Source organism: Haloarcula litorea, assembly GCF_029338195.1.
Lineage (GTDB): Archaea > Halobacteriota > Halobacteria > Halobacteriales > Haloarculaceae > Haloarcula > Haloarcula litorea.
In genome coordinates this window covers 2,601,981-2,627,855 of the sequence record NZ_CP119779.1, presented here as the reverse complement: position 1 = coordinate 2,627,855, position 25,875 = coordinate 2,601,981, and the positions used below count along the sequence as shown (strand labels likewise).

Below are 25,875 nucleotides of genomic sequence, written 5' to 3'. Positions count from 1 at the left end.
AATGGGATGCAGACGTCGTTAGGTATGTCACTGGGTTGTCCAGATCGGGGCAGAACCGCCGCTGCCGCGTCCGACCGGAGCGGCGCTCACTCGCCGGCGTTGTAGTCCTCGCCGTAGATCTCGCGGAGCTTCGCCTCGTACTCGCTGCGGATGTTGCGCCGCTTCTTCTTCATCGATGGCGTGAGCAGGTCGTTCTCGGCGGTCCACTCGGCGGGCACCAGCGCGAACTCCTTGATGCGCTCGATCTTCTCCAGTTCGGCGTTGGTCTCGTCGACGGCCGCCTGGACCCACGCCCGGACGCGCTCGTCGTCGCACTTCGCGGCGTCGCCGTCCGGGAGGTCGATCCCCTCGGCGTCGGCCCACCGCTCCAGTTCCTCGAAGTTCGGGACGACGAGCGCGCCGACGAACTTCTGGTCGTCGCCGACGACCATCACCTGCTCGACGCGGTCGCTCGTCGAGAACCGGTCCTCGATGGGCTGGGGCGCGACGTTCTTCCCGGTCGAGAGGACCAGCAGTTCCTTCAACCGGTCGTGGTAGACGAGGAAGTCGTCGTCGGTCCGCTCGATGACGTCGCCGGTGCGGAACCACCGGCGGCCGTCGCTCTCCGTGAAGGCCCGTTCCGTCGCGCCCGGCTGTTGCCAGTACCCCGCGGTGACGTTCGGGCCGGCGACGAGCAGTTCCCCGAGCGTCCCCGTGACGTCCTCGAACTCCGAGGGGTCGACCACGCTCTCGTCGATGCGGACGTCCATCTCGTGGACCGGAACGCCGAGCGTCCCGGGCCGCACGTCCTCGGGCGGATTGACCGAGACGACCGGGGCCGTCTCCGTCAGCCCGTACCCCTCGACGATGGTCAGGCCCATCCCGAGGAACGTCTCACAGAGCCGCTTCGAGAGGCTGCCGCCGCCGCTGACCATAAACTCGATGTTCCCGCCGAGGTTCTCCTTGACGGTGCTGTAGACCAGCCGGTCGGCGAGCGAGTGCTTGAGTGCAAGCACCGCCCCGGGGTCGTCCGCGCGGGCGTAGTCGCGGGCGACGTCCAGCGCCCAGTCGAAGATGCGCTTCTTGACGGGGGACTCGCTGGCCTGCTCGCGCATCCGACCGAAGATGCGCTCGTAGACCCGCGGGACGCTCGCGCCCGTGTTCGGCCTGATCTGCTCGATGTCGTCGGCCAGCGTGTCCGGGTTCTCCACGTAGCCGACGGTCGCGCCCGACCCGAACATGAAGAAGTGCCCCGACAGGCGCTCGAAGACGTGTGCCAGCGGGAGGAAGGCGATCGAGGTGGTCTCGGGCGTGACCGTCGGGAGGTCGGGGTGTTTGTCGGGCCGCGGTGCGAGGCGCTTGCGCACCTGATTGACGTTGGCCCGGAAGTTCCGGTGTGTCAGCCGGACGCCCTTCGGTCGGCCGGTGGTCCCGGAGGTGTAGATCAGGCTCGCGAGGTCCCCCGGGTCGCGGTCGTCGAGCCACGAGCGGTAGGCGTCCTCGTCGAAGCCGTCGGCACCGCGGTCGTGGACCTCCGCGAGCGTGTACACGTCCTCGCGGTCGACGCCGTGGTCGTCCATCACGACGACAAAGGAGAGGTCGAGGTCGTCTTCGACCTCGAGGACCCGGTCGAGCAGGGCCTCGTCCTCGACGACGACGGCCGCGGCGTCGGGGTCGTCGAGCAGATACCGGAGCTGGTCGGGCGAGGACTCCGTGTAGACCGTCGTCACGACCGCGCCCGCCGACAGCAGCGCGAAGTCCGAGAGCGCCCACTCCATCCGCGTGTCGGCGAAGATCCCCACCCGGTCGTCCGGCTCGACGCCGAGGTCCCGGAACCCCGCCGCGAGGTGTTTCACCGCGTCGTGCATCCGCGCGTAGCTGATAGACCCGTAGCCGCCCGCCGGCGCTTCGGGGACGACGCCGTCGGTCAGCGACCGGTCGTAGACACCACCCTTGTACAGTTGCGCCGTCGAGTCCGCGTTCCGCTCGGCGCTCGCGGCGAACAGCTCCCCCAGCGTGTCGTCGCCGATCACCTCGTCGGTGTAGTCGGCCTCGGCGTCCCGCCAGCTCGGTCTCTCGGCCATACGACCCCGTATAGCGGGCGGTGTGAAATACGTGCGGGAAGTTCACACTCTCCCCGTTGTCGGGAGTTTCCGTCGTAGAAAACGACCCATCCGCCCCACCGGCGGCTCACTCGATGTCGATGCTGTCGCCGTCGGTGGACGCCTCGTCGACGACGAAGCGGACCTCGAGGACGCCGTTGCGGTAGGTGGCGTCGGCGTCCTCGGGGTCGACGTCCATCGGGAGGGTGATGCGTTCGGAGACCGTCCGGCGACGGTAGCCGCTGCCGTTCTCCACCGCGTGTTCGCCCGAGAGGCGAAGTTCGTCGCCGCGGAGCGTCAGGGAGAGCTCCTCCCGCTCGAACCCCGGGAGGTCCGCGAGCACCACGAAGCCGTCGTCGGTCCCCTCGATGGAGACGCCGGCGTCCCAGTCGGCCTCGCCGTGTTCGTCGCTCGCTCGGATGCCCGTGCCTCGTCGACCGGTGAACATCTCGCGGCGCATCTGGTCGAAGAACTGTTCCATCGCGTCGAAGGGGTACTGTCGTTCTCTCATCACAGACAGAGATACGCCGAGAGAGGAGATAAAGCAGTATGGACACGTGACAGCACACTGCCGGCCGCGTGCCGCCCGGCGACCGCGAGCCGTAGCGCTCTAATCCCGCGGGGCCGTCGGCGACCGTATGGTCGACGTCGCCGGGCACATCGGGATGGCGTTGCTCTGGCTCGCGCCCACCTGGCGCTACATCGACGACCCGCGGACGACGGTCGCCGTCGTCGCGGCCGCCGCTCCGTTCGGGATGCTCCCGGACGTGGACCTGTACCTGCGGCGCGTGTTCCCGACGGTCCAGCACCACGGCGTCTTCCACACGGTCCTCGCCGTGACCGTCGCCGCCGTCCTCGTCGGCCCCCTCCTCGGGCGGGCGCTGGCCCGCGGGCTGGACGACCGCTGGCTCTCGCCACCGGTCGCCGCCCGGTCGGCGCGGGTCGGCAGCGTGGTCGTCTGGGTCGCCGGCCTCGCACACGTCTTCGCCGACATGCTCTCGGCACCCGACATCGCACAAGCCGTCGAGCCGTTCTGGCCCGTCTACAGACAGAGCCTCGGCTTCGACGTCGTCTGGTACAACAATCCCTGGGCCAACTGGGGGCTGCTCGCCGCCGGGGTGGGCATCCACGCAGTGCTGTACTGGCGAGCGACGGGGGAGTGACCCGGTGAGTTCCGTCGGCTCGTCGCGCTTCCGGGATAGCTATACCTCGTCGGCCGCTGGACCACTGATATGACCGACGAGACAGCCGCCTGGTTCGCGGGCCTCGACCCCGAGGACGAGGCCGGGGCCGCGGCCGCCGTCACGGAGGGGTCGGCCGACCACACCGCCGACTGGCCCGCCCTCGCCGTCGAGGCGGGCTTCGCCGACGACGCCGACGACTACTACGAGCGGCTCCACGCGGCGACGACGCGGGCCACGCGCGAGGCGGTCCGGGAGCGCGAGCGGGCCGACGACCAGCAGCTCGTCCACGCGGTGCGGGCGATGGCCGACTGCGAGCGGACGGCCAACGAGCTGGCCGAGCGGGTCGCCGAGTGGGGCGGGAGCCGCTACGGCGACGACGGGGCCGGCGTCGACTACGCCCGCGAGGTGGCGGCCCGGGGCCCCGAAGACGACGAGAGCGACCGCGCCCTGCGGTCGCTGGCCGAGCGGACCCTCGACCTGGCCGAGGAGGCCGCGGCGCTGCGGGCGACCATCGAGCGCACCGCCCCCGCCGTCGCGCCGAACCTCTCGGCGCTGGCCGGCCCGGTGCTCGCGGCCCGCCTGCTCTCGCTGGCCGGGAGCCTGGAGTCGCTCGCGAAACAGCCCAGCGGAACCGTGCAGGTCCTCGGCGCTGAGGACGCGCTGTTTGCGCACCTCCAGGGGAACGCACCCTCCCCCAAGCACGGCGTGATCTACACCCACGAGTACGTCAGCGGGACCCGCCCCGAGGAGCGGGGCTCTGCGGCGCGGGCGCTGGCGGGCAAACTGGCCATCGCGTCCCGCATCGACCACTACAGCGGCGACCGGCGGCCCGACCTAGAGCGGGAACTCGACGAGCGCATCGAGCGCATCCGGACGCGCTCGCAGGGGGGTGACGGACAGTGAGCCTCCCCGACGGCGTCGAGCGCCGCGACTTCGACGGCGAGACCGGCCTGGCGACCCGCGGGCACCCGGAGTACGGCGAGCGGACCGACGGCGAGTGGCGGCGCTGGGACCCCCACCGGTCGAAGCTCGGCGCGATGCTGGAACTCGGGCTGGACACGGGGCTGGAGGGCGGCGAGACCGTGCTGTACCTCGGGGCGGCCGCCGGGACGACGGCCAGTCACGTCGCGGACTTCGCCGGCCCGACCTACGCCGTCGAGTTCGCGCCCCGGCCCACCCGGGACTTACTGGACGTGGCCGATCACCGGGGGAACCTCTTCCCGCTGCTGAAGGACGCGCGCGAGCCGGCGACCTACGCCCACGTCGTCGAGCCCGTCGACGTCGTCGTCCAGGACGTGGCCACCCGCGGACAGGGCCGCGTCGCGGCGCTGAACGAGCGGTTCCTCCGGCCGGACGGTCGCCTGCTGGCGGCGATCAAGGCACGCAGCGAGGACGTGACCGCCGACGCCGACGCCGTCTTCGCGGACGTGCTGGCGGCCGTCGAGGACGAGTACGAGGTGCTCGCGACCGAGCGGCTCGACCCGTACCACGACGCGCACCTCGGCGTCGTCGCGCGACCGCGGCGGGAGTGAGCGGCCCGCGCCCGGTGACGGAAGGCTTTAGCGCGTCGGTTCCGACGTACCGGGCGATGGACGAGACGGGGTCTCCCGAACACTTCGACCGGATGGGTACCCTCGGGATCGAGGAGGAGTTCTACGTCGTCGACGGGCACGGCCGTCCCACGTCGGGGACGGACGAACTGGTCTACGAGACCGACCCGCCCGAACTGCTGGACGGGCGGCTGGACCACGAACTGTTCAAGTGCGTCATCGAGACGCAGACGCCGCGCATCGACGACCCGAGCGCGGCCGGCGACCACCTGCGGGCGGTCCGGGAGGCGCTGGCCGACCACGCGACGGCACACGGCTACGGGATCGCGGGGGCGGGCCTGCACCCGCTGGCGAAGTGGCGGGAGCTCGAACACGCCGAGAAGCCCCGCTACCGCTCGCAGCTGGACCGCATCCAGTACCCGCAACACCGGAACACGACGGCGGGCCTGCACGTCCACGTCGGGGTCGACGATCCGGACAAGGCCGTCTGGATCGCCAACCGCGTGCGCTGGCACGTCCCCCTGCTGCTGGCCGTCTCGGCGAACTCGCCGTACTGGAACGGGTTCGACACCGGGCTCCAGTCCGCGCGGGCGAAGATCTTCGAGGCGCTGCCCAACACCGGGATCCCGACCGCGTTCGAGGACTACGCGTCCTTCGAGCGGTTCGAACGCCGGATGGTCGAGAACGGGAGCATCGACGACAGGGGCGAGCTGTGGTTCGACGTGCGCCCCCACTCCGGCCACGGCACCGTCGAGGTGCGCGCGCCCGACGGACAGGCCGACCCCGAGCGGGTCCTGGCGTTCGTCGAGTACGTCCACGCGCTCGTCGAGGACCTGAGCGAGCGGTACGACGACGGCGAGTCGCGCCCGACGCTCCGCCGGGAGCTGCTGGACGAGAACAAGTGGCGCGCGATCCGCGACGGACAGGCGGCGAGCCTCCTGGGCCGGGACGGCGAGACGACGCTGTCGCTGTCGGAGGCCGTCGCCCGGGAGTGCGACCGCCTCGGCGTCGACCGGCTCCGGAGCCTACTGGACGCCGAGAGCGGTGCCGAGACCCAGCGCCGGGTCCGTCGGGAGGAGGGCGTCGCGGCGCTCGCGGACGCGCTGTTGCTGCGGTACTGAATCCGAGAACCGCCCCGGGTAGTGGGCGATGCGGGTGCCACCGTTTCGTTCCGACCCCCCAGTCGGACGGGTCGCCGCCGCACGGACGCGGCCGGCAACGGTCCAGTCGCGGGCCGTGTGCGGTCGGTCACGATTAATCGACCACACGTCGCGACGGTGAGATGTAATGCCGAGGGGCACAAATACCCGCCGGTCACTCTCACGGACGATATCTGCCGGCCGTTTCGGGCCGTCTTTAAGTAGGTCGCGGCGCGGAGACGGGCGGCGTGGCCCGACGGTCGTGGTCGGTCCCGTCTGTCCGCGCTCGGGACCGGTCGACGGTGACTCAGTGGTCGGCCACGCCGGCGCGGGCGAGGATCCGTTCCGCCTGGCGGACCTGCGGCGCGTCGATCATCTCCCCCTCGACGACGAAGACGCCGCCGTCGGCCTCGTCGCGGGCGGCGAGAATCCGCCGAGCCCAGGCGATCCGCTCCTCGCTCGGCGTGAACACGTCGTTGATGACCGTCGCCTGTGCCGGGTGGATGGCGAGCTTGCCGTCGTAGCCCAGCTCCAGCGCCTGCTGGGCGTCCCGGCGGAGGCCGGCCTCGTCGCCGAACGCGGGGAAGTGCGTGTCGATCGGCGAGACGCCGGCGGCCCGCGCGGCGAGGACGACGTGCTGGCGCGCGTGCTCGACCTCCCGGCCCTCGTCGGTCCGGGTCGCGCCGACGTCGCCGGCGAGGTCCTCGGCCCCGAACAGGAGCGCGTCCGTCGGGTCGGCGGCCGCGATGGCCTCGGCGTGGAGGACGCCCGCGGCGGACTCGACGAGCGCCAGTACCGGCAGCGAGCCGTCGGACCGCTCGGCCACCATCGCGGCGAGTCGCTCCACCGCCTCGGCGTCGGCCACCTTGGGTAGCATCAGGCTGTCCGGGACGACGCCCGACAGGATGGCGTCGAGGTCTGCCGTCGCCCCCTCGTCGATCGGGTTGACGCGGACGCAGACCTCCGGATCGGCCGGCGACACCGCCGCGAGCGCGTCCCGGACCGTCTCGCGGGCCGCCGGCTTGTCGGCGGGCGCGACGGCGTCTTCGAGGTCGAACACGACCACGTCGGCGTCGCTCCTCGGCGCTTTCCGCAGTTTCTCGGGGTCGTCCCCCGGCGAGAAGAGGATGCTTCGGCGTGGCATACCGGCTGCTTCGACACCGACCCCCGTAAGTGTCGGCTCCCCCACCGCTAAGGCGACGGCGGATGTTGGCCGACGTATGCCCGGACTGTACTACGAGGAGTTCACCGTGGGCGAGACGATCGAACACGACAAGCGCCGGACAGTCAGCGAGAGCGACAATCAGCGGTTCTGCGACCTGACGATGAACCAGCAGCCGCTCCACCTCGACGCCGAGTTCGCCGCCGACACGCAGTTCGGCGAGCGGCTCGTCAACGGCCTCTACACGATGTCGCTCGCGGTCGGGCTGACGATCCCGGACACCACAGACGGCACCATCGTCGCGAACCTCTCGTACGACGACGTGGAACACCCGGCCCCGGTCTTTCACGGCGACACGCTGCGGGCGGAGACGACGGTCCTGAACAAGCGCCTGACCAGCGACGAGGACCGCGGGGTCGTGACGATGGGCGTGGAGGTGTACAAGGGCGACGACACGCTCGTCTGTTCGTTCGAGCGGACGGCGCTGGTCGAGCGAGCGCCCGACGGGGCGTGACTACTCGGCGACCGGCGGGGCGACCAGCCACCACCCGCTCGCGACGACGGCCAGCGTCAGGCCGACGACGGCGACCGACTCGCGAGCGCCGACGGCGTCGGCCAGCGCGCCGCCGGCGACCCGGGCCAGCAGGAACGCGAGGCCGTACACCATCGACGCCGTGCTGAGCACCGTCGCCCGCCCCAGCGACGGCAGGTGGTCGTTGAGGTACTGCCCGCGGAAGGCGTAGGAGACGTTCTTGACCGCCCGCAGCAGGACGAACGCCGGGATCGCCAGCACGGGCAGCAGTCCCGTCGCCGCGAGCCCGAGCCCCAGCAGCGGCGGCGCGACCCGGAACCACCCGCAGATGCCGACCGCCGCCCGCACGCGGTCGACGAAGTAGCTCGCGACGCCGGTGACGAGCATGAAGGCGGCGTAGAGGTACCCGAGCCGGGCCTCGGGGACGCCGACGGCGACGCTGATCGGCTGGACGTAGAGGTCGACGAACTCCGGCACCGCAAGCAGGACGGCGGTGAAGGGGATGAACGCCCGGAGCGGCGGCGCGGCGAACCGCTCGGTCACCGTCTCGCGGACGTCCGCTAGCGTCAGCGTCGGGGTCTCCCCCTCGGCGTAGGCGTCGGTCTCGGGCACCGTCAGGAGGACCAGCGCGCCGCTGGCGGTCACCGCGGCCGTCGCGAAGAAGGGGAGTTCCCGGTCGAACTGGTAGACGTAGCTCCCGGCGACGGCCATCGCGCCGGAGGCGACGAGGAAGGCGGCCGTGCCGCGGCCGCTGATGCGGGCGAACTCGTCGGTGTCGAGCCGCTCGTCCAGCGTGTCGTAGAGCCACGCGGACCCGCTGCCCGACCGCAGCGTCAGTCCGACCCCCCAGACCGCGTAGACGGCGACGAACCCCGCCAGCGACTCGGCGACGGTGAACCCGAGGATCGCGGCCGTGATGACCAGCGTGCTCACGACCAGGCTGTCGCGGCGGCCGATGCGGTCGCCGACGTAGCCCGTCGGGATCTCCGCGAGGACGACCGCCCCGAAGAAGACGCCGTTGACCAGGCCCACCTCCGCGACGGTGAGGTCCCGCGCGAGCAGGAACAGCGTCACGACGGGGTAGATGAACCCCTCCGAGAGCGTCGCCCGGTAGAGGTAGTAGGTCAGCACGATGCGACGAGTCTCGTCCACACGGGGAGACCCGCGGCGAGCGGTAGGAGGGTTACGGTCCCGGGACGTGGATTTCCGACCGATCGCGTGTGAGACTAGTGTCGATGCCCACCCCCGACACCACCCGTCCCGGTCGGTTCCGCGAGACGTTCGTCGCTCTCGCCGGCGCGGCGGCGTTCGGGCTCGCTGCGGTCCTGCTGGCGACGGTCGCCGATCCGGACCTGGATCGGGCGACCTGGGCGGCTGATACCGACGTGGCGAACCCCGCCGTCGGTCCCGGACGAACCGCTCCGACGGGCCGACCGGCGGAGCCGAACCCACGACGCGCCGCTCGGGCCGCCGGACCCTATCGAGTTAGGTACCACTTGTTTACATCGGTAGTGGGACAAGCTGACAGTGAGAGCAGACCGCTGGCGACGCGTCGTGCCGCTCGTCCTCGTGGGACTCGTCGGCGTCGCCGCCGCCGCTCAGCTCGTCGTCCTCCCGCGTCGAGCGACGCCGTTGTCCGTCGCGGTGGTGGCCGAGTCGACGTTCCTCCTCGTCGTCCTCGGGAGCCTCGCGTACGTCGCCACGGCCCGCCAGCTGGCCGGTCTATCCCGGGACGAATCGGGTGCGGCGGACGTCTATCCCCCGGTCGTCACCGCCCTCGGGCTGTTCCTGCTCACCGGCACGACGGACCTCCTCGACGAGTTCCTGCGGTATCCGATCTCCCTGCACACGCTCCTCGAGGACGGGTCGATGATCGTCGGCGTGGGCCTGCTGATGGTCGGGATCGGGCGGTGGGCGACCGTCCGGAAGCGCCACGAGGAGGTGCTCCGCGGCCAGCGCGATCGACTCGACCGGCAGAACGAGCGCCTCGACACGTTCGCCGGCATCGTCAGCCACGACCTCCAGAACCCCCTGAGCGTCGCCGCCGGCCACCTGGAACTGTACCGGCAGAACGGGGAGCCCGCACACCTCGACCGGGTCGAGGAGGCACACGAACGGATGGGGGCGCTCGTCGACGACGTGCTGGCGCTGGCGAGGGTGGGACCCGACGCCGTCGAGCCGGAGCCGGTCGCGCTCGGGGCGATCGCTCGGGACGCCTGGGACAGCGTCGACCCGGACGCGGGATCGCTGCGCGTCGACGTCCCGGAGGGAACGACGGTCCGGGCGGACCCCGACTACCTCCGGCAGCTCCTCGAGAACCTCGTCCGGAACAGCGCCCAACACGCCACGGCGGATCGGCCCGACGAGGGTGCCGACGGGAGCGGGACGTCACTGACCGTCCGGGTCGGGGTCGGCCCGGACGGGTTCGCCGTCGCGGACGACGGCCCCGGCATCCCGCCCGCCGAGCGCGACGACGTGTTCGACCCCGGCTACTCGACCGACGAGGACGGCACCGGCTTCGGGCTCCACATCGTCCGCGAGGTCGCGGACGCACACGGCTGGTCGGTGTCGGTCGACGACAGCGAGTCCGGTGGTGCCCGCTTCGAGCTCCGCGGCGTCGACGTCGACCGTGAGACGGCGACGGCCGACGGCGAGGTCGGCCCGCCGGCTGCCTAGAGGATGCTCCCGTGTTTCTTCTCGGGGCGGTCCTTCTCGACGGTCTCGTACAGCTCGAAGCGAGCGGCCAGTTCCGCCCGGAGGTCGCTGGGCGGGACGATCTCGTCGATGACGACCTCGCTGCCCATCCGCCGGGCGTCGATGTCGCGGCGGTACTCCTCGCGGAGTTCCCGCTCGCGCTCTGCGCGCTCCTCGGGGTCGTCGATGGCGTCGAGCTTGTTCGCGTAGACGGCGTTGATCGCCGCCTCCGGCCCCATGATGGCGATCTCGCCGCTGGGGAGCGCCAGGGTCGACTCGGGGTCGTAGGCCGGCCCCGACATCGCGTAGATGCCCGCGCCGTAGGCCTTCCGGACGACCACGCACTGCTTGGGGACGGTGGCCTCCGAGGTGGCGTAGATCATCTTCTTGCCCGCCTCGAGGATGCCCTCCTTCTCGACGCTAGAGCCGGCCATGAAGCCCGGCGTGTCACAGAGGTACAGCAGCGGGACGTTGAACGCGTCGCACTTCCAGACGAACTCGGCGGCCTTGCGCGCGGCGTCGGGGAAGATGGCCCCGGCTCGCTGGCTGGGTTGGTTCGCGACGACGCCGATCGCCCGGCCGTCGACGCGGGCGAAGCCGGTGAGGATCTCCGGGCCGTACTGTGACTGGAGTTCGAAGAAGGAGTCCCCGTCGACGACGCGGTCGATCACCCGGTGCATATCGTACCCCTTGTTCGGCTCCTGCGGGACGACGCCGTCCAGTCCCTCGGTGGGCTCCGCGGGCGGGGACGGCTCCGCGCTCGGCGGTCGCTCCTCGCAGTTGTCCGGGAGGTACGAGAGCAGTTGGGCGACGAGTTCGCGGGCGTGTTCCTCGTCGTCGGCGACGAGATCGGCGCTCCCGGAGTGGCGGGCGTGCATGTCCGGCCCGCCAAGCGTCTCCAGGTCGATGTCCTCGCCGGTGACCATCTCGACCATCCGGGGGGAGGCGATCGCGAGCGCGCTCATCCCGCGGACCATCACCGTGAAGTCGGAGAAGACGGGCGTGTAGGCCGCGCCGGCGATACACGGACCGTAGAGGACACAGATCTGGGGGACGGCCCCCGAGAGCCGCGAGTGGTTGAAGTAGAACTTCCCGATCCCCTCGCGGTTGGCGAAGAAGCCCCGCTGTTGGTCGATGCGCCCGCCCGAGGAGTCGACGAGGTAGAGCGCTGGCCTGCCGGTCTTGAGCGCCCGCTCCTGGAGGCGGAGGAACTTCTCGACGCCCTTGGCGGCCATCGAGCCGGCCTTGACGGTGAAGTCGTTGGCCATCACGTGGAGCTTCCGGCCCTCGAAGGTCGCCGCGCCGGTCAGCAGGCCGTCGGCCGGGAGCCGCGTCCCCTCGTCGTACTCCTCGACGTCGGGACTGTTCCCGTGCCAGTCGTCGAAGCCGGCGAACCGGCCGTCCTCGAAGTCCAGGCCGTCCTCGCCGAACCACAGTTCGAGGCGGTCCCGGACGAACAGTTTGCCCTGGTCGGCGAGGCGCTCCCGGTACTTCTCGGGGCCGCCGCGCTCGATGTCGGCGATCTCCTCGCGGAGTCGCTGCTCGCGGTCGGTCGGCCCGAGGTCCCCGTCGCCCGAACCGTCCGAGTCGCTCCCGTCGTTCCCGTCGGTCGTCACCTCTCGGACGAGCGTCGGCTCCTCGCTGTCGCCGACGTAGACCTCGACCGTCCGGCCGACGTGTTCGGCGACGGCGGCGGCGATGGCGGAGGCCTCGTCCCGACTCGCCTCGGCGGCGATACGGACCTTCATACCACACCCCACGACCCCCGGGGTGACAGTAGTTACCCCTCGGCGGCCCCGATTATCATCGCTCGTACTCGCGGCGTTCGTTTGATAACTGCCGCCGGGGAACTGCGAGCAGATGCCCACAGTCACCGGCGAGAGCGCGCGTTCCGCCCCGTCCCCCGGACGGGGCCGTCGGCTGCTGGTGCCGGCGGTCGCGGTAGCGGCGGCCGCCGCGGTCCTCCTGCTGGTGTCGGGACCCGCCGCTGCCGCCGACACGACGCCCCCGGAGTGGGGCAACGCGACGAGGGTCAACGGGACCGCCATCGCGGTGACGGTGTTCGACGACGGGAGCGGGGTGGAGACGGGCGGCCTGACGACGGATCAGTTCGTCCTCACGGCGGGGTCCGTCGAGGACGTCTCCGTCGCCTCGATCGAGCGCGGGAACCGGACCGGAGCCCGCGTCGTGCTGGCGCTGGAGCGGCGGGTGGGCGAGGAGAACGTCACCGTCGGCCTGTCCAGCGGTGCCAGCATCGACGACGCCGCCGGGAACGAACTCGAAGACGGGACGGTGACCGCGACGGGGATGGACGCGATCCCCCCGCAGTACGTCGCGTTCGGCGTCCGGCGGGTGAACGGGTCGACGATGCTGGTCCGGGCCGAGACCCGCGAGCCACTGTCACGGCTCCGCGTCTCCGTCGGCGGGGCGTCGACGGACAGGCTGAACCGCTCGGACTTCACGGAGACGGTCGCCGAGACGGCCGTCTACACCGCCCGATACACGGTCGACGAGGAGGGGGAACACGTGTTCCTGTGGCTGAACGCGACCGACGAGGGCGGCAACACGGTCAAGTTCGCCGAACTCCGGACGGTCCGCTACGACGCGACGCCGCCGAACGTCTCCGTGTCGGGGCCACGGACCGCGACCGTCGGCGAGACGCTGCAGTTCAGCGCGGCGAACTCGACGGACGACCACCGGGTCGCGGGCTACCGCTGGCGCGTCGGGAGCGACACCATCCTGCTCGGGCCGTCCGTCCGGGTGGCATTCGGCACGCCGGGGACCCGCGAGATCGCGGTCAGAGTGACCGACCCCGCCGGCAACGCCGCCGTCGTCACCCGGACGGTGAACGTCTCGGCGGCCGAGACGACCTCCCGGTCGGTGACCGTCTCGCGCCCGAACGCCAGCGCCGCGCGGGCGACGGTCTCGGGCACGGGTTTCCCACAGACCGTACGCGCCGACGACGGCCCCCTGACTCACGGCCGGAACGTCTCGGTGACGCACCTGCGAGCGGTGTTCCCGGCTGACCGGACCACGACACTCACGGTGCGGGCGCGGGACGGGACCCCGGACTCGTTCGCGCCGCCGAGGACCGCGACCGGGCTGGGGACCGTCCGCGTCGCCCACGGGGACAGTTCGGTGGGGCGGACGACGTTCCGGTTCACCGTGGCCCGCGCCGCGCTGGAGGCGGCCGGTGCCGACCCCGACGCGGTGGCGCTGTACCGCGACGGCGGGAACTGGACCCGCCTCGACACGACGCTGGTGAACGGGGCCGGAGCGAACCTGACCTACCGCGCCGTCTCGCCGGGCCTCTCCCGGTTCGTCGTGGCGGCCGGGGAGCCGACGGAAACCGGGACCCCGACGGCGACCGCCACACCGTCGCCCGACACGTCGGACGCGGACACGAGCGGTGACCCGTCCGGCGGGAACGCGAGCGCCGGCGCGACGGCCGCACCTGCCCCGACGCCGACGGCCGCTCCCACCCCGACCGGGTCGGCGAACGTGACCGTCGCCAACGCCTCGCTGAACGCCTCCTCCCCGTCGGTCGGCGATCGGGTGACCCTCTCGGTGACGGTCGCGAACGGCGGGACCGCCGCGGGCAAGGCGCTGGTCACGGTCTTTCTCGACGAGAGTGCGCTCACCTCTCGGGAGGTGAGCGTGCCCGCCGGCGAGACCCGAACCGTGACGCTCACGGCGAACCTGACGGCGGCGGGCCCGCTGGCGGTGGACGGCGAGCGAGTCGCGACGGTCGGCTCCGGGAGTGGACTCCTCCCGGGACTGCCGAACCCGCTGGCGCTGTGGCCCGACGGCGTCGTCGGGACGGTCCTCGGTGCGTTCGTCGGTCTCGTGGTCGCCGTCTACGGCGTCCTGAAGGCGCTGGCGATCTACCTGGGTTACTGACCGCTGCTCTGTGTGGGGAGCTTCGGGACGAGCCACGAGAGGAAGGCGTCGGGGCTCCGGGTCTGGGTCCAGACGGTGCCCTCGCCGGAGAACTCGCAGACCAGCCCCTCGCCGCTGAACAGCGTGGACTTGAGCCCGCCGACGCGGCGCACGTCGAAGTCCAGCGTCTCCTCGAACGCCACGACGTGACCCGTATCGACCACGACGGACTCGCCGGGCTCGACGGTCAGCTCGTCGATGGCCCCGTAGCTGGCGACGAACGCCGGGCCCGATCCGCTCATCCGCAGGAGGAACAGCCCCTCGCCGCCGAAGAACGTCTTGCCGCCCCCGAACTCCGTGTCGACCTCGATGTCCGGGTGCGAGGCGAGAAAGGACGTCGACTGGACGTACAGCGTCTCGCTGTCGAGTTCGTGGTGGTCGACGTCGCCCGACAGCGCCGGCGCGAGCTTCAGCGTCCCCGGTTCGGTCGCGGTGAAGGTGTTCAGGAAAAAGGACTCGCCGCCCAGCACCGACCGCGAGAGCGACTTCAGCAGGCCGCCCTCGGCCTTCGTCTCGACCTCGATCCCGGTCGACTGGCTGACCATCGCGCCGGCCTCGGCGCGGACGGACTCCCCCTGGTCGAGCGTCAGGTCGAGCTGTGCGTAGGAGGGTCTGTGGGAGATGTCGTACTCCATAGACGAGCGTTCGCTCAGCTGATACTTAGCGCTACCGTCGGTCGTGGGGGGAGACGGTCGCGCCGCGTTACCGTAGCTGTGCTTCCAGCCGGTCGATCAGGTCGGGGTTGCCGAGGTGCAGCGGCGTCCGCGCGTGGAGTTCGTCGGGGTCGGTGTCCAGCAGTGACCCGCTGCCGTCGGAGGAGCGGCCGCCGGCGGCCTCGACGATGTACGCCATCGGCTGGCCCTCGAACTGGACCCGGAGTTTGCCCTCCGGCCGGGACTGCAACGCCGGGTAGGCGAACACGCCGCCGTAGGTCAACACCTGATTGATGTCGGCGATCATCGCGCCGCCGTAGCGGAGCTTGAGTTCCTGCCGGATCTCGGCGGCGTACCCCTGGAAGTCGTCGGTCCAGCTGTCGACGCCGCCCCCGAAGCCGAAGACCGTCGGGTCCTCGGGGACCGTCACGTCGTCGTCGACGAGGCGGCGGTCGCCGTCCTCGACGACGTACTCGCGGACGCGGCCGTCGCGGGCGACGACCATCGAGGTGACGGGGCCGTAGATGACGAAGCCGGCGGCCAGGAGGTTCCGGCCCGAGGTGGGCGGGCGCTCGCTGTAGACGCCGAAGATGGTGCCCATCCCGCTGTTGGGTTCGAGGTTCGAGGAGCCGTCGAGGGGGTCCATCGCGACGTGGAGTCGGCCGTCGGCGGTCGCGACCTCCTCGCGCTCCTCGCTGGCGTAGGTGGCGACACCGTCGACGCCCAGGACGCGCTGCTCGAACAGTTCGTCGGCGCGCACGTCGGCGGCGAGCTGCTCGTCGCCGCTGGGGTTGACCGTCCCGTGGTGTTCGCGCTCGGTCGCGATGGCCGTCCGGACGTCTGTGGTGGTGTCGGTGATCGCGTCGATGACCTGTGCGACCGTTCGGTCGGCCTCCGTGGCCGGAGCGTCGAGTGATTTGCTCATCTCTGGGGATCGGTAGGTGTCGTCGCCGGTGTTGGTCACGACAGTCGTCCGTTCCGTCGGGTCGCATAAGTACTTTTCTTCTGACATTTACTACGGACCGAGTGAATGGTTCAGACCGGGCGCAGTAAGTCGATTGTTCGAATCTTTAGGCTGTGTCTATCTAAACGTATACGGGATCTGATTTTTCTGGGTCCGGCGGCAGGCTTACACGGTGGCCGGACGAAGCCGGCGGTATGGAGCTCGACGACATCGACACCGTCGGCGTCGTTGGCGCGGGCACGATGGGCGCGGGCATCGCCCAGGTCGCGGCCGTCGCCGGCTACGACGTGGTGATGCAGGACATCGAACGGCAGTTCGTCGACGCGGGCTTCGACCGGATCGAGGAGAGCCTCGACCGGAAGGTCGCGTCCGGTGACCTCACCGGCGACGAGACGGCGGCGGCCAGGGACCGGATCGAGGGGACGACGACCCGCGGCGACCTGGCACCCTGTGACCTCGTGATCGAGGCCGTCGTCGAGGAGATGGACGTCAAGCAGTCCGTCTTCGAGGACCTCGCGGACGTCGTCGACGAGGGGACCGTCCTCGCGACCAACACCAGCACCCTCTCGATCACCACCATCGCGAGCGTGATCGACCGGCCCGAGCGCGTGCTCGGGCTCCACTTCATGAACCCCGTCCCGGTGATGAAGGGGGTGGAACTCGTCGTCGGCGAGAAGACCAGCGAGGAGACGGTGGCGCTGGGCCACGCCTTCGCGGAGGAGCTCGGCAAGGAGACCTGGGAGGCCGACGACAAGCCCGGCTTCGTCACCAACCGCATCCTGATGCCCTGGATCAACGAGGGGGTCCGCGCCTACGACGAGGGCGTCGCCGAGAAGGCCGACATCGACCGCGGGATGACGCTGGGCACGAACGTCCCGATGGGGCCGCTGGAGCTGGCCGACCACATCGGCCTCGACGTGGTGCTGGACGCCTCGGAGACGCTCCACCGGGAACTGGGCGACCGGTACACGCCGGCGTACCTCCTCAAGCGCAAGGTCGACGCCGGCGACCTGGGGAAAAAGACCGGCAAGGGCTTCTACGAGTACGACTGAACGGCGCTGCCCCGATCGGTTCCACCGGACCGTCCCGCCGGACGAACGCCCGACAACGGAACTCTCGTTGCCGAACAGTAAAGGACTGGGGGACGGTAGCTATCCCCATGGACTTCAGCCCGTCCGCCGAGCAACGCCAGATCCGCGACATGGTCGCCGAGTTCGTCGACGAGGAGGTGGTCCCCCGTGCCCCAGAGATCGACGAGACCGACGAGTTCCCCCGAGACCTCGTCGACCAGATGGCCGACCTGGGGCTGATGGGGATGCCCATCGCCGAGGAGTACGGCGGGGCGGGCCTGGACTACCACAGTTACGCGATGGCGCTGGAGGAGATCTCCCGCGGGAGCGGCGGCCTCGGGACCATCGTCGCCGCCCACATCTCGCTGGCCTGCAATATGGTCTCCGAGTTCGGCGACGAGACGCAGAAGGAGCGGTACCTGACGCCGCTGGCCGAGGGCGAGGACGTCGGCGCGTTCGCGCTCTCGGAGCCACAGGCCGGGAGCGACGTACCGGCGATGGAGACGACCGCCGAGAGAGACGGCGACGGCTACGTCGTCGACGGCGGCAAGCTCTGGATCTCGAACGGCTCGGTCGCCGACACGGTCGTCCTGTTCGCCAAGACCGATCCCGACGCCGGCAACAAGGGCATCTCCTCGTTCGTCGTCCGACCCGAGGCAGACGACGGGTTCGTCGTCGAGGGGACCGAAGACAAGCTGGGCGACAAGGGCTGTCCGACCGCCGAGCTCCGGTTCGACGACATGTACCTCCCCGAAAACCGCCGGCTCGGCGAGGAGGGCCGCGGGTTCGTCCACGCGCTGAAGACGCTCAACGGCGGCCGCATCACCATCGCCGCCCGCGGCGTCGGCATCGCGCAGGCGGCGCTGGACGAGGCGCTGCGGTACGCCCAGGACCGCGAGCAGTTCGGCCAGCCCATCTCGGAGTTCCAGGCCATCCAGCACAAGCTGGCGGACATGGACACCAAGACCGAGGCCGCCCGACTGCTGATGCACAGAGCCGCGGACCTCAAAGAGCGCGGCGAGCCGTTCGTCAAGGAGGCCGCACAGGCCAAACTGTACGCCTCGGAGGTCTCCCGGGAGGTCGCCAACGAGGGCATCCAGATCCACGGCGGCTACGGCTACACGAAGGACTTCCCGGTCGAGCGGTTCTACCGGGACGCCAAGCTCAACGAGATCTACGAGGGGACCAGCGAGGTGCTTCGCAACACCATCGCCGACGAACTCCTCGACTGATCGCTCAGTCGCTGTTTGATCGTCCAGAAGACCCTTTCCGGTGTCGGCGCTCAGCCCAGATATGCGACGGACACGGCGGGCGATACTCACCGGCGTCGCGGCCCTGTTCGCCGGCTGCGGACAGGTGAGCGACGGAACCGACGGCCCCGCCGACCCACCGACAGAGCAACAGCCCCGCGAGACGGCGACCGACGGGTCGAGCGAGACGGACACCGGGACCGACTCGCTGGACGACCACACCGAGGGCCCCGATTGCCAGGAGGGGACGATCGTCAACGCGAACCGCTTCGACCCCGTCGAGCAGTTGCCGCTCGCGCCGGCGGGCGAGGACCGGACCCTCGTCGAGGCGGCCGTGCGGGACGGCGGTGCAGAGGCGACGAGCTACCATCACGAACCGCCGGTGCCCTCCGGCGCGTACGTCGCCGTCGACGGGCGCTACTACCGACTGCGGGCCGATCGGACGGACAGCTCCGAGGTGCCCGCGCTCGTGATGGGCGTCGAGTGGCGGAAGGGGCGGACCGCGCCCGACGGGACCGACGTCGTCGACTTCGAGTCGCTCCCCGAGGCCGACCGGGCCGCGCTCCGGTACGTCGTCTTCGGCGGCGGTCCGGAACGACAGGAACTCCCATCGCGGGGCCTCTCGGCCTCGCAGCGGCCCGTTCCCTATCCGGACGGCGTCGGGGCGTCGCGGTTCGCGGCGGCCGACGGGAGCGTCTGGGTCCGGTGGAAGGACCGCGAGTGGGAGGTCTGGAGTGACGGCCGGACGACGAAAGACCGGTACACCTACCGCGTGGGCGTCGAGGCGGTCGCCGACACCGACGAGGCCTTCCGCAGCCACGTCCGGGAGACGTACCTCCTCGCGCGTTCGCGGTTCGACGCCGGTGAGCGGGAGATACTCCGTGCGGCCGCCGCCGACCAGCACAGGGAGTGTGCGCCGGTGTCGGACGCGATGGCGTCGCTGCGCGAGACGCTCTCCGAGGACGCGACGCTCCCGCCGCCGTTTGGCTACTCGTGGCTGGTCGAACTCGACGACGGCGTCTACCACGTCGAGACGATGGAGTGGACCGTCTAGTCGAGGTGCTCGGCCATCCACTCGAACTGCTCGCGCAGGCGGCGCTCCCCGGCGTCGGTCAGGGCGTACGTGTCGGCGATCCCCTCGACGGAGTGCTCGAGGAAGCCGGCGTCTTCCATCGCCTCCAGCGCGCCGTAGAAGCTCTGGGGGTCGATGCGCGTGTCGTAGCGGTCCTCCAGCCGCGTCTTGAGCCGCTGGCCGGTCAGCGAGCCGTCCTCGGCACCCGCCAGCAGGACGCAGATGTCGCGCCGCCGCCCGCTCTGGAACCACTTCGCCATACCAGCAAGGGGGTGCGAGCGGGGCTTGTCGCTTGCGGTCCGGTCAGTCCGAACCACACTGGTAGCGGCCGAGCGGCTCCCGCTCGATCGACTCGGGGCCGTCGAACACCGTCGGCTCCCGGTACCGGACGAGGGTGACGTTCACCGCGTCGTCCGAGTGCCGGGCGTTCCAGCGGGCACAGAGGGAGTCCGCCAGCGACTGCCGGAGCAGCGGTTCGCCGGCCGCGTCGCCCAGCAGCTTCCGCCAGCGCTCGTCGTACAGCGAGCTGACCTCCGGCGGCTTGCTCCCGTCGGGGTCGTGGTCGGTCAGGAGGTTCACCCGCTCGCCGGACGCGAGCGTCGCCGGCGCGGCGTACCACCACGTCCCCAGCGGCGGCGACGGGGCGAACATGTCCCACGACCGGGACTCGACGCGCTCGGGCGTGCCCGCCGGCGCGGCGACGACGCCGAGCGCGACGGCGTTGACGACGATCAGGACGGCGAGGCAGACGGCCGCGAGCGAGCGGGCGGCCGTCGAGAGCGCCGGCAGCCGGGCCGCGAGCGGTTCGCGGGGGCTGCTCGGGAGCGCCGGGCCGTCCCACGCCTCGGCCCGGCGCTCCACGCGGTCCCACAGCGCAGACGGCAGGAACGGGAGCAGGGCCGTCATCGAGACCAGCGGGAACACGCCGATCTGGAGCGTCAGGAGCATCCCGAAGTGCGCGACGACGAACGCCGCCGCGAGGAGACCGCGCCGCCGGCCGGTCAGGAGGAGCAACAGCGGCGAGACGAGCAGCAGTCCGAGCCAGAGCCAGCCCGCGACCGACAGCAGCAGGCCGGTGCCGGCGAGGACGTCCCCGAGCAGGACGGTGAACTGGTCCAGCTGGAAGACGTGCCGGACGGCGTCGCCGGCCAGCCAGATGTCCGCACGGAGCTTCACCGCGGCGTTGGTCACGTAGACGGCGACGACCTGTGCGAGCAGCCCCACCGTGGCGACGCCGGCGACGGTGTCGGTGGGGGCACGCGCGTCGCCGTCCGCGCCGTCGCGGGCGGACGGCGCGTCGACCGCCCAGCGCGCCCCGAGCGGGAGGAACAGCCCCCAGAACAGCAGCCGCCGGAGCAGGATGTCGCCCCCGTTGAGCACGAACGGGTTCCGGATCTGCAGCGAGACCAGCAGGACCAGCGACGCGGCCGTCGCGAGGCGGGTCCGGTAGCCGACGACCAGGGCCGCGGCGGCGACGGCGGCGAGGCCGAACAGGGCCGCCTGTGCCCACAGCGCCCCCGAGAGCGCGTGCAGCGACAGCGCGTCCCAGCCGGGGTACAGCGCGCCCAGCACCGAGCGGGGCAGAGCGCCCGCGTCCGTGTAGTGGGCCCGCAGCTCCGGCAGCCGCCACGCCAGGTCGACCAGGAGGACCAGCCCCAGCGCGACGCGGAAGGCGGCGAGCCCGCGGCTGTCGACGGCGGCACGGCGGCGGAGCCACGTGCGGAGGGAGCGGTCGGTCACGTCAGCGAGTGACGCGGTCGCGGACATAAGTCTTCCACCCCGCCGCCACCGACAGGGTTCAGTAGGGCCAGTCCCAACGACGGGGCGATGGCAGACTCCGAGCAGGCGAACGAGGCGTCGGCCGACGGAATCACCGCCCGCTACACCGAGCGAGACGGCGAACGGCTGCTCACCTTCGAGAGTGCGACCGGGACCGCTGCCGTCGCCCAGAACGTCGAGGGGTACGCGATGCTGAAGGTCCGGCCAAGCGCCGACGGCGACGAGCTCGAACGCTACTACGGGTTCGATATGGCGCTGGACCACGCCGCCGAACTGCTCGGCGTCTCGCCGACCGACCTCCCGGTCCCCGATGCCGCCGCCGATATGGGGATGTAGCCCGCCAAAGAGCTATTGTGCGCCGGTCCCACCGGCCGGTATGACGACGCTCACCGACCGGTTCGACCACCCGGCGTGGCTGACCGCAGCCGGGACGCTCGCGGGGTACGGCCTCGTCCTGCTGTTCCTGTTCCTCCTGCTGTTCGTCGTCCCGTACCTGCTCTTCCCCGCGTAGTCTGTGGCCCAGGACGGGCGGCCCGGCGGGGCAAGAGTAAAACGAACCCCCACGGTAGATGATGATATGAGTGTCGAGCAGGAGCAGACCGAGCGGACCATCAGGTGTCTGGTCGCCAAGGTCGGCCTCGACGGGCACGACCGGGGGGCACACGTCATCGCCCGGGCGCTCCGGGACGCCGGTTTCGAGGTCATCTACTCCGGCCTGCACCGCTCGCCCGACGAGGTCGTGCAGGCGGCGGTCCAAGAGGACGTCGACGTGGTCGGTATCTCCATCCTCTCGGGGGCGCACAACACGCTGGTGCCCAAGATCCTCGACGGCCTGCGGGAGTACGACGCCTTCGACGATCGGCTCGTCCTGGTCGGGGGCATCGTCCCCGACGACGACGAGGCCGAACTCCGCGAGCAGGGCGTCGACGAGATCTTCGGTCCGGGCGCGTCGATGGAGGAGATGATCGCCTACATCCGCGAGCACGCGCCCGAGCGATGAGCGACCTGGTCGAGGACCTCGTCGCGGGCAAACACAGCGCGCTCGCGCGGGTCATCACGAAGATCGAGAACCGCTCGGCGGGGTACCGGGACCTCGTCTCGGACCTGCACGCCCACACCGGCCACGCCGACGTGATCGGCGTCACCGGGAGCCCCGGCGCGGGCAAGTCCACGCTCGTCGACAAGGTGGCCGCCGCGTACCGCGAGGAGGGGCTGACCGTCGGCGTCATCGCCATCGATCCCTCCTCGCCGTTCTCCGGCGGCGCGGTGCTCGGGGATCGGATCCGGATGGCCTCCAACGCCGGCGACATGGACGTGTTCTTCCGCTCGATGTCGGCCCGCGGGTCCCTGGGCGGCCTGTCGACTGCCACGACGGACGCGGTGACGGCGCTGGACGCCTTCGGCAAGGACAAGATCGTCGTCGAGACGGTCGGGGCGGGCCAGAACGAGGTCGACATCGTCCGGACCGCCGACACCGTCGCCGTCCTCGTCCCGCCGGGCAGCGGCGACGACGTCCAGATGCTGAAGGCGGGCATCCTCGAGATCGGCGACGTCTTCGTCGTGAACAAGGCCGACCTCGACGGTGCCGATCGAACGGTCCAGCAGTTGCGGGAGATGCTGGGGAACCGCGACGGGCGGCCCGACACCGGGCACCACGGCGCGGCGGCGACGGCGCGGGCGGACGGCGACACCGACGGTCCCGGCGAGGGCGAACAGTGGGACCCGCCCATCGTCGAGACGGTCGCCAACCGGGGCGAGGGGGTCACGGAGTTCATCGAGACCCTGGCCGAGCACGGCGACTACCTCGACCGGACCGGGAAGCGCGAGCGACAGGCCCGCGAGCGCTACGCCGCCGAGATCCGGACGCTGCTGCGCGAGGACGCCAACGACCTGCTGGCCGCGGAGCTGGAGCGGCGCGGCGGGATCGAGAGCTACGTCGACGCCGTGATGGCGAAGGAGACCGATCCCTACGGCGTCGTCGACGAGGTACTCGCGCCGCTCCGTGCGTGCCTCGAGGAGCGGGAAGACGCCCCGTGAGGCGACCCGGTGCGAGTCCACGCAGTCGACGGCCCAGCGCCGACACGCGGCGTCTGTTCCGCGCTCACCACCGCCGGCGATAACTCCTGGTACGGGGGACGGGCGCGCCTGCGGATTCCGCCCCCACGTATAAGCGTCGACGCGCCGTACGGAGGCATATGAGATTGCGCAAAGCCCTCGGTGCCGCCGTCGGTGCCGTCGGCGCGACGGCAGTCGCCAACCGCGTCCTCCAGTCGCGTCCCGACGAGTTCGAGCCGTTCCTCGCCGGCACACAGCGGACCTATCGCTGGCGTGGGTTCGACGTGGCCTACACGGAAGCCGGCGACCCCGAGGACCCGGACCTGGTCCTGTTGCACGGGATCAACGCCGCCGGGTCCAGCCACGAGTTCCACACCGTCTTCGAGGCGCTGGCCGAGGACTACCACGTCGTCGCCCCGGACCTGCCGGGCTTTGGCCACTCCGACCGGCCGCCGCTGCTGTACTCGGCGTCGCTGCTCACGACGTTCGTGCGGGACTTCCTCGCGGACGAGGCGGAGAACCCGACCGTCGTCGCCTCCTCGCTGACGGCCGCCTACGCCGCCGAGGCGGCCCGCGAGGTGGACGTCGCGGAACTGATCCTCGTCTGTCCCACGGACACCTCGATGGGGAACCGGAACGTCTGGCTCCGCTCGCTGCTGCGCGCCCCCGTCGTCGGGCAGGCGATCTTCAACCTCATCGGCTCCAGGGCCTCCATCCGCCACTTCCACGACGACCACGGCTACTACGACATGGCCAACCTCAGCGACGAGGTGGTCGACTACGAGTGGCAGAGCGCCCACCAGCCGGGCGCGCGGTTCGCGCCGGCGTCGTTCGTCTCGGGCTTCCTCGATCCCGAGGGCGACCTCGGCGAGACGCTCTCCTCGCTGGACGTCCCCGTGACGCTCGTCTGGGGCGAGGACGCCGACATCACCCCGCTGTCGCGGGGCCGCGATCTCGCGGACGAGGCCGACGCGACGCTGGTGGTGTTCAGCGACTCGCTGCTCCTGCCCCACGTCGAGCACCCCGAGGAGTTTGTCGACGTGGTGCGGGGCGAGACCGTCCGGGTCCGCGTCGAGAACGACGACTGACCCTCAGCGCGGCCGGAACACGACCGCGCGGTCGCCGGTGGTCTCGCGCTCGCCGACCTCGACCCCGACGACCGAACCGATCGCCACGTCCTCCGGGTCGACGCCGCGGACCATCCCGGTCGCCGAGACGGGACCGAAGTCGACGACGGCGGTCACGTAGGGGGCGTCGTCCTCGAACTGCGGCGTGGGGACGGTGATCGTGGTGTGGGAGGCGATCTCGCCGCCGTCGGGCAGCGGCTCCTCGGCGAGGTCGCGGTCGCCGCACTTCGGACAGACCCGTCGGGGCGGGAGCCAGCCGTGGCCGTTGCCACACTCCAGATAGTACCCCCCGCCGTCCGCGATCGCGTCGAGCCAGTCGTCGTACTCGCCGTCGCGGGCGCTCTCGGTCATTCTGCCACCTCCAGCACGTGGACGGTCGTGGAGGCGACCGTCCCGCCGGCGTTGTGTGCGACGCCGACGGTGGCGTCGGAGACGTCGTCGGCCCGCGGGTGGCTCCCGTCGAGGAGCCACGCGAGCGTCGCCAGCTGTGCGACGCCGGTGGCACCGACCGGGTGGCCCTTGGCCTTCAGCCCGCCCGAGAGGTTGACCGGCAGCTCCCCGCGGCGGTCGGTGATCCCCTCCCGGGCGGCGGTGATCCCCTCGCCGCGCTCGAAGAAGCCCAGCGACTCGGTGGCAAGCACCTCGGCGATGGTGAAGCAGTCGTGGACCTCCGCCACGTCCACGTCGTCGGGACCGACGCCGGCGTCGCCGTAGGCCTCCTCGGCGGCCTTGTCGGCGGCGGGGGTCTGTGCGAGGTGAGGCCGGTCCTGGAGCGCGAGGTTGTCGCCGCCCTGGCCGGTGCCCGTGATCGCTACGGGCGCGTCCAGGTCGTGCTCGGCGGCGTACTCGGCGGTGGTCAGCACGGCGGCGGCCGCACCGTCGGTGATCGGACAGGAGTCGTACAGCCCCAGCGGGCTGGCGATGGTCGGCGCTTCGAGGGCGTCCTCGACGGCGATCTCCTTCTGGATCTGGGCGTGATCGTTGACGAGCGCGTGCTCGTGGTTCTTGACGGCGACGTGGGCGAGGTCCTCGTGCGTGCCGCCGTACTGGTCGAAGTACGATCGGGCCATCAGCGCGTACGCGCCGGGGAAGGTCATCCCGGCCCGGACTTCGAAGAGGTCGTCGGCGGCGATGGCCAGCGCGTCCGTCGCCGCGGCGGTGCCGATGTTGGTCATCCGCTCGGCCCCGCCGACGACGATCACCTCCGCCTCGCCGTTGCGCAGCGTCGTGACGGCCTCTCGCACGGCCGCCCCGGCTGAGGCACACGCCGCCTCGAACCGCGTGGCAGGTGCTTCCAGTCCGATCGTCTCGGCCATCAGCGGCCCCTGGTGGCCCTGGTGCTCTGCGAGTTCGCCCATAAAGTTGCCGTAGTAGAGCGCGTCGACGTCACCGCGGTCGACGCCGGAGGCGTCCAGCGCCTCCAGTCCGGCCTCGGCGAAGAGGTCGCGACCGGTGCGCTCGGGGTGTTCCCCGAACTTCGTGACGCCGGCCCCTGCGATACGTGGGTCTGACATTACCTCACAGTGGAAGTTTGACACTTAAATGCCTGCCGACACTGTGTGGTCTTGCCACGATTCTCGCGGTTCGAGACCGCGGGACTGCGGTACTCTTATCCACCGACTGA

Annotated in this window: 26 protein-coding genes; 15 read left to right on the top strand and 11 right to left on the bottom strand. The window is 71.1% G+C overall.

What is annotated here, in order from left to right; genetic code table 11:
* Positions 1-86: 86 nt before the first annotated feature.
* Together P0592_RS14210 and P0592_RS14205 are read right to left on the bottom strand one after the other, a co-directional pair.
* The gene (locus tag P0592_RS14210) at positions 87-2,063 is read right to left on the bottom strand and encodes an AMP-dependent synthetase/ligase (protein WP_276271564.1); all 1,977 of its coding nucleotides are present in this window, start codon (positions 2,061-2,063) and stop codon (positions 87-89) included.
* A 106-nt stretch (positions 2,064-2,169) separates the two neighbouring features.
* Positions 2,170-2,592: an Hsp20/alpha crystallin family protein gene (locus P0592_RS14205; RefSeq protein ID WP_276271563.1), complete on the bottom strand. Its 423-nt coding sequence runs from the start codon at positions 2,590-2,592 to the stop codon at positions 2,170-2,172.
* 127 nt (positions 2,593-2,719) lie between these two features.
* Here P0592_RS14205 and P0592_RS14200 point away from each other — a divergent pair, with 127 nt between their 5' ends.
* The 4 genes from P0592_RS14200 (at position 2,720) to P0592_RS14185 (ending at position 5,936) form a co-directional block, all read left to right on the top strand.
* On the top strand, positions 2,720-3,244 hold the full coding sequence (locus tag P0592_RS14200; protein ID WP_276271562.1) for a metal-dependent hydrolase: 525 nt from the start codon (positions 2,720-2,722) through the stop codon (positions 3,242-3,244).
* Between the two features lie 69 nt (positions 3,245-3,313).
* Positions 3,314-4,168 (top strand): NOP5/NOP56 family protein, encoded by an 855-nt coding sequence (locus P0592_RS14195; protein ID WP_276271561.1) that lies wholly within the window; start codon positions 3,314-3,316, stop codon positions 4,166-4,168.
* Positions 4,165-4,797, top strand: a complete 633-nt coding sequence (locus P0592_RS14190; RefSeq protein ID WP_276271560.1) for a fibrillarin-like rRNA/tRNA 2'-O-methyltransferase — start codon at positions 4,165-4,167, stop codon at positions 4,795-4,797. The genes P0592_RS14195 and P0592_RS14190 overlap by 4 nt, the downstream gene beginning before the upstream one ends.
* Positions 4,798-4,853: 56 nt before the next feature.
* On the top strand, positions 4,854-5,936 hold the full coding sequence (locus P0592_RS14185) for a glutamate--cysteine ligase (protein WP_276271559.1): 1,083 nt from the start codon (positions 4,854-4,856) through the stop codon (positions 5,934-5,936).
* A gap of 325 nt (positions 5,937-6,261) precedes the next feature.
* On the opposite strand, the gene P0592_RS14180 is transcribed toward P0592_RS14185, so the two are convergent.
* Complete coding sequence (locus tag P0592_RS14180) at positions 6,262-7,098, bottom strand: HpcH/HpaI aldolase/citrate lyase family protein (RefSeq protein WP_276271558.1); 837 nt, start codon at positions 7,096-7,098, stop codon at positions 6,262-6,264.
* Positions 7,099-7,174: 76 nt separating this feature from the next.
* On the opposite strand from P0592_RS14180, the gene P0592_RS14175 reads away from it, so the two are divergent.
* A complete protein-coding gene (locus P0592_RS14175) occupies positions 7,175-7,630 on the top strand; it encodes a MaoC family dehydratase (protein WP_276271557.1) in 456 nt (151 codons plus the stop codon).
* Here P0592_RS14175 and P0592_RS14170 read toward each other — a convergent pair whose 3' ends face one another.
* Positions 7,631-8,800 carry an MFS transporter gene (locus tag P0592_RS14170; RefSeq protein WP_276271556.1) on the bottom strand — a complete coding sequence of 390 codons (1,170 nt, stop codon included), beginning with the start codon at positions 8,798-8,800 and terminating at the stop codon, positions 7,631-7,633.
* Positions 8,801-9,175: 375 nt separating this feature from the next.
* Between P0592_RS14170 and P0592_RS14165 the strand changes: the two genes are divergently transcribed.
* Positions 9,176-10,324 carry a sensor histidine kinase gene (locus tag P0592_RS14165; RefSeq protein WP_276271555.1) on the top strand — a complete coding sequence of 383 codons (1,149 nt, stop codon included), beginning with the start codon at positions 9,176-9,178 and terminating at the stop codon, positions 10,322-10,324.
* On the opposite strand, the gene P0592_RS14160 is transcribed toward P0592_RS14165, so the two are convergent.
* Entirely contained in the window at positions 10,321-12,090 is a 1,770-nt protein-coding gene (locus P0592_RS14160) for an acyl-CoA carboxylase subunit beta (protein WP_276271554.1), read from the bottom strand. The genes P0592_RS14165 and P0592_RS14160 overlap by 4 nt on opposite strands.
* 112 nt (positions 12,091-12,202) lie before the next feature.
* Between P0592_RS14160 and P0592_RS14155 the strand changes: the two genes are divergently transcribed.
* Positions 12,203-14,242 (top strand): PKD domain-containing protein, encoded by a 2,040-nt coding sequence (locus tag P0592_RS14155; RefSeq protein WP_276271553.1) that lies wholly within the window; start codon positions 12,203-12,205, stop codon positions 14,240-14,242.
* Here P0592_RS14155 and P0592_RS14150 read toward each other — a convergent pair.
* Together P0592_RS14150 and P0592_RS14145 are read right to left on the bottom strand one after the other, a co-directional pair.
* Entirely contained in the window at positions 14,236-14,916 is a 681-nt protein-coding gene (locus P0592_RS14150; protein ID WP_276271552.1) for a TIGR00266 family protein, read from the bottom strand. The two genes, P0592_RS14155 and P0592_RS14150, sit on opposite strands and share 7 nt — an antisense overlap.
* A gap of 67 nt (positions 14,917-14,983) precedes the next feature.
* On the bottom strand, positions 14,984-15,859 hold the full coding sequence (locus P0592_RS14145; RefSeq protein ID WP_276271551.1) for a class 1 fructose-bisphosphatase: 876 nt from the start codon (positions 15,857-15,859) through the stop codon (positions 14,984-14,986).
* Positions 15,860-16,092: 233 nt separating this feature from the next.
* On the opposite strand from P0592_RS14145, the gene P0592_RS14140 reads away from it, so the two are divergent.
* The 3 genes from P0592_RS14140 (at position 16,093) to P0592_RS14130 (ending at position 19,272) form a co-directional block, all read left to right on the top strand.
* Positions 16,093-16,950: a 3-hydroxyacyl-CoA dehydrogenase family protein gene (locus P0592_RS14140; protein ID WP_276271550.1), complete on the top strand. Its 858-nt coding sequence runs from the start codon at positions 16,093-16,095 to the stop codon at positions 16,948-16,950.
* A 107-nt stretch (positions 16,951-17,057) separates the two neighbouring features.
* Complete coding sequence (locus tag P0592_RS14135) at positions 17,058-18,200, top strand: acyl-CoA dehydrogenase (protein ID WP_276271549.1); 1,143 nt, start codon at positions 17,058-17,060, stop codon at positions 18,198-18,200.
* A gap of 61 nt (positions 18,201-18,261) precedes the next feature.
* Positions 18,262-19,272: a hypothetical protein gene (locus tag P0592_RS14130; RefSeq protein WP_276271548.1), complete on the top strand. Its 1,011-nt coding sequence runs from the start codon at positions 18,262-18,264 to the stop codon at positions 19,270-19,272.
* Here P0592_RS14130 and P0592_RS14125 read toward each other — a convergent pair.
* Positions 19,269-19,550, bottom strand: coding sequence for a PadR family transcriptional regulator (locus tag P0592_RS14125; RefSeq protein ID WP_276271547.1), 282 nt, complete (start codon positions 19,548-19,550; stop codon positions 19,269-19,271). The two genes, P0592_RS14130 and P0592_RS14125, sit on opposite strands and share 4 nt — an antisense overlap.
* 43 nt (positions 19,551-19,593) lie before the next feature.
* Positions 19,594-21,030 carry an HTTM domain-containing protein gene (locus P0592_RS14120; protein WP_276271546.1) on the bottom strand — a complete coding sequence of 479 codons (1,437 nt, stop codon included), beginning with the start codon at positions 21,028-21,030 and terminating at the stop codon, positions 19,594-19,596.
* Between the two features lie 87 nt (positions 21,031-21,117).
* Between P0592_RS14120 and P0592_RS14115 the strand changes: the two genes are divergently transcribed.
* From P0592_RS14115 to P0592_RS14095, 5 genes are all read left to right on the top strand, one after another.
* A complete protein-coding gene (locus P0592_RS14115) occupies positions 21,118-21,405 on the top strand; it encodes a DUF7111 family protein (protein WP_276271545.1) in 288 nt (95 codons plus the stop codon).
* Positions 21,406-21,445: 40 nt separating this feature from the next.
* On the top strand, positions 21,446-21,580 hold the full coding sequence (locus P0592_RS14110) for a hypothetical protein (RefSeq protein WP_276271544.1): 135 nt from the start codon (positions 21,446-21,448) through the stop codon (positions 21,578-21,580).
* Positions 21,581-21,646: 66 nt separating this feature from the next.
* Positions 21,647-22,069 carry a cobalamin B12-binding domain-containing protein gene (locus P0592_RS14105; protein WP_276271543.1) on the top strand — a complete coding sequence of 141 codons (423 nt, stop codon included), beginning with the start codon at positions 21,647-21,649 and terminating at the stop codon, positions 22,067-22,069.
* Positions 22,066-23,106 carry a methylmalonyl Co-A mutase-associated GTPase MeaB gene (gene meaB, locus P0592_RS14100; protein WP_276271542.1) on the top strand — a complete coding sequence of 347 codons (1,041 nt, stop codon included), beginning with the start codon at positions 22,066-22,068 and terminating at the stop codon, positions 23,104-23,106. The genes P0592_RS14105 and meaB overlap by 4 nt, the downstream gene beginning before the upstream one ends.
* Positions 23,107-23,264: 158 nt before the next feature.
* Positions 23,265-24,212, top strand: coding sequence for an alpha/beta fold hydrolase (locus tag P0592_RS14095; protein ID WP_276271541.1), 948 nt, complete (start codon positions 23,265-23,267; stop codon positions 24,210-24,212).
* A 3-nt stretch (positions 24,213-24,215) separates the two neighbouring features.
* Here P0592_RS14095 and P0592_RS14090 read toward each other — a convergent pair whose 3' ends face one another.
* Both P0592_RS14090 and P0592_RS14085 read right to left on the bottom strand, forming a co-directional pair.
* Positions 24,216-24,602, bottom strand: coding sequence for a Zn-ribbon domain-containing OB-fold protein (locus P0592_RS14090; protein WP_276271540.1), 387 nt, complete (start codon positions 24,600-24,602; stop codon positions 24,216-24,218).
* On the bottom strand, positions 24,599-25,765 hold the full coding sequence (locus P0592_RS14085; protein ID WP_276271539.1) for a thiolase domain-containing protein: 1,167 nt from the start codon (positions 25,763-25,765) through the stop codon (positions 24,599-24,601). The genes P0592_RS14090 and P0592_RS14085 overlap by 4 nt, the downstream gene beginning before the upstream one ends.
* Positions 25,766-25,875 lie beyond the last annotated feature (110 nt).

Coding starts and splice junctions, on each gene's coding strand:
- P0592_RS14210 (WP_276271564.1), bottom strand. CDS start 2,063: ATGGCCGAGAGACCGAGCTGGCGGGACGCCGAGGCCGACTACACCGAC.
- P0592_RS14205 (WP_276271563.1), bottom strand. CDS start 2,592: ATGAGAGAACGACAGTACCCCTTCGACGCGATGGAACAGTTCTTCGAC.
- P0592_RS14200 (WP_276271562.1), top strand. CDS start 2,720: ATGGTCGACGTCGCCGGGCACATCGGGATGGCGTTGCTCTGGCTCGCG.
- P0592_RS14195 (WP_276271561.1), top strand. CDS start 3,314: ATGACCGACGAGACAGCCGCCTGGTTCGCGGGCCTCGACCCCGAGGAC.
- P0592_RS14185 (WP_276271559.1), top strand. CDS start 4,854: ATGGACGAGACGGGGTCTCCCGAACACTTCGACCGGATGGGTACCCTC.
- P0592_RS14180 (WP_276271558.1), bottom strand. CDS start 7,098: ATGCCACGCCGAAGCATCCTCTTCTCGCCGGGGGACGACCCCGAGAAA.
- P0592_RS14175 (WP_276271557.1), top strand. CDS start 7,175: ATGCCCGGACTGTACTACGAGGAGTTCACCGTGGGCGAGACGATCGAA.
- P0592_RS14160 (WP_276271554.1), bottom strand. CDS start 12,090: ATGAAGGTCCGTATCGCCGCCGAGGCGAGTCGGGACGAGGCCTCCGCC.
- P0592_RS14155 (WP_276271553.1), top strand. CDS start 12,203: ATGCCCACAGTCACCGGCGAGAGCGCGCGTTCCGCCCCGTCCCCCGGA.
- P0592_RS14150 (WP_276271552.1), bottom strand. CDS start 14,916: ATGGAGTACGACATCTCCCACAGACCCTCCTACGCACAGCTCGACCTG.
- P0592_RS14145 (WP_276271551.1), bottom strand. CDS start 15,859: ATGAGCAAATCACTCGACGCTCCGGCCACGGAGGCCGACCGAACGGTC.
- P0592_RS14140 (WP_276271550.1), top strand. CDS start 16,093: ATGGAGCTCGACGACATCGACACCGTCGGCGTCGTTGGCGCGGGCACG.
- P0592_RS14135 (WP_276271549.1), top strand. CDS start 17,058: ATGGACTTCAGCCCGTCCGCCGAGCAACGCCAGATCCGCGACATGGTC.
- P0592_RS14130 (WP_276271548.1), top strand. CDS start 18,262: ATGCGACGGACACGGCGGGCGATACTCACCGGCGTCGCGGCCCTGTTC.
- P0592_RS14125 (WP_276271547.1), bottom strand. CDS start 19,550: ATGGCGAAGTGGTTCCAGAGCGGGCGGCGGCGCGACATCTGCGTCCTG.
- P0592_RS14115 (WP_276271545.1), top strand. CDS start 21,118: ATGGCAGACTCCGAGCAGGCGAACGAGGCGTCGGCCGACGGAATCACC.
- P0592_RS14110 (WP_276271544.1), top strand. CDS start 21,446: ATGACGACGCTCACCGACCGGTTCGACCACCCGGCGTGGCTGACCGCA.
- P0592_RS14105 (WP_276271543.1), top strand. CDS start 21,647: ATGAGTGTCGAGCAGGAGCAGACCGAGCGGACCATCAGGTGTCTGGTC.
- meaB (WP_276271542.1), top strand. CDS start 22,066: ATGAGCGACCTGGTCGAGGACCTCGTCGCGGGCAAACACAGCGCGCTC.
- P0592_RS14095 (WP_276271541.1), top strand. CDS start 23,265: ATGAGATTGCGCAAAGCCCTCGGTGCCGCCGTCGGTGCCGTCGGCGCG.
- P0592_RS14090 (WP_276271540.1), bottom strand. CDS start 24,602: ATGACCGAGAGCGCCCGCGACGGCGAGTACGACGACTGGCTCGACGCG.
- P0592_RS14085 (WP_276271539.1), bottom strand. CDS start 25,765: ATGTCAGACCCACGTATCGCAGGGGCCGGCGTCACGAAGTTCGGGGAA.